Raw genomic sequence first — 1386 nt, 5'->3', positions numbered from 1 at the left:
TCTCGGCCATGATCCAGTTCGAGGCCGAGGCCAATGAAAACGGCAACCGCAACGTTGACGAACAATGGGTTGACGTGTCGGGCTCGTTCGGCTCCCTGCGCCTGGGCGAAAAGGAAGGCGTGATGGACCGCTTCGCGGTGCGCGCCCCGCTGGCCGACGACTTCCTGGGCTGGATCCAGCCCCAGGACGCGGTGGTCTGGATGAAGGACCCCACCGCCGCCGCGACCTTCGTGACCCTGGATACCCGTCCCACCGATGACTCGCTGCGCATTTCGTATGTGACCCCCTCGTTCTACGGCGTGCAGGCCGGCGTCTCCTACGCGCCGAAGCCGGGTGCCGGTCTCGGGGGCCGCGCGGGCGCTGGCGTGCCCAACGGCGATGTCAACCGCGACGAAGTGCAGGCCGGCCTGTCGTTGAACACCGAGTTCAGCGGCGTGAAGGTGATGGCCGACGGCTCGTTCGCGACCGAGGTCGACGACAACGACGACTGGATGTATCGCGGCGGCCTGGGCTTCCAGTATGCCGGCTTCACCCTGTCGGGCGGCTACTTCGGCCGGTCGGGCGAGGACGTGGCCAACGAGTTCTCGGTTTGGGAAGCCGGTCTGCACTATGCCAGCGGCCCCTACGGCGTGGGCTTCGTCTACGCCCAGAACGACACCGAGTCCGGCACGTCGCGCACCGTCTATGAACTGGGCGGCAACTACACCATGGGCCCGGGCGTGAACCTGGTCGGTGCCCTGTTCTACGCCGACGCCGACGCCGACACCGGCGCGGCCAACGACAACCGCGACGGTATCGGCGCGGTGACGGGTCTGGTCCTGGCGTTCTAAGCGCCGGGCTCTGTTGGGAATGCGGAAGGCGGGGCTGGTTGTTCCTCGCCTTCCAAAGGGTTCCGGGGCGTTTCCCATGGGGGGGAACGTCTCGGGAAATCCCCTAAAAAGGGGGCCGGGAGCCGAGATCTCCCGGAACCTGGCGCGCCTCCGGGGTGGAAACACCTTGGTGGAAGGGTCTTCGGGGAGAAGGATGGGACGCGGCACCACGCGTTCCCTTGAAACCCAAGGGCCTCACGCCCGGCCGGCTGTTTGGGTTGGTTTCGGTGGGGTGACGTCCGTGGCTTGTGTGTCTTTGTCAATCTGACCAAGAGGATTAAGCAGATGAAGAAGATTCTGTTCGGCACCACCGCTCTGGTGGCCGCGGGTCTGTTCGCCGGTGGCGCTTCCGCCGCCGACAAGATCAAGCTGTCGCTGGGCGGCAAGATGGAGCAGTACTTCGGTGGCGTCGGCACGCTGGAAGACGGCGGCTTCGACGACTCCGACGGTTTCGGCATGGACACCGACACCGAAGTGTACGTGAAGGGTTCGACCAAGCTGGACAACGGCCTGACCA

2 protein-coding genes are annotated in these 1386 nt (G+C 65.7%); both read left to right on the top strand.

Annotation, left to right across the window (positions count from 1 at the left end; all coding sequences use genetic code 11):
• A partial coding sequence (locus ROR02_RS16370) for a porin (protein ID WP_147165105.1) occupies positions 1–830 on the top strand: 830 nt, incomplete at its 5' end.
• Between the two features lie 324 nt (positions 831–1154).
• Positions 1155–1386: porin (locus tag ROR02_RS16365; protein WP_147165104.1), on the top strand; the 232-nt coding region annotated here is incomplete at its 3' end.

Source organism: Pararhodospirillum oryzae, assembly GCF_007992075.1.
Lineage (GTDB): Bacteria > Pseudomonadota > Alphaproteobacteria > Rhodospirillales > Rhodospirillaceae > Pararhodospirillum > Pararhodospirillum oryzae.
Note: the sequence above shows the minus strand (reverse complement) of the source record. Positions and strands in the feature narration are given on the sequence as shown.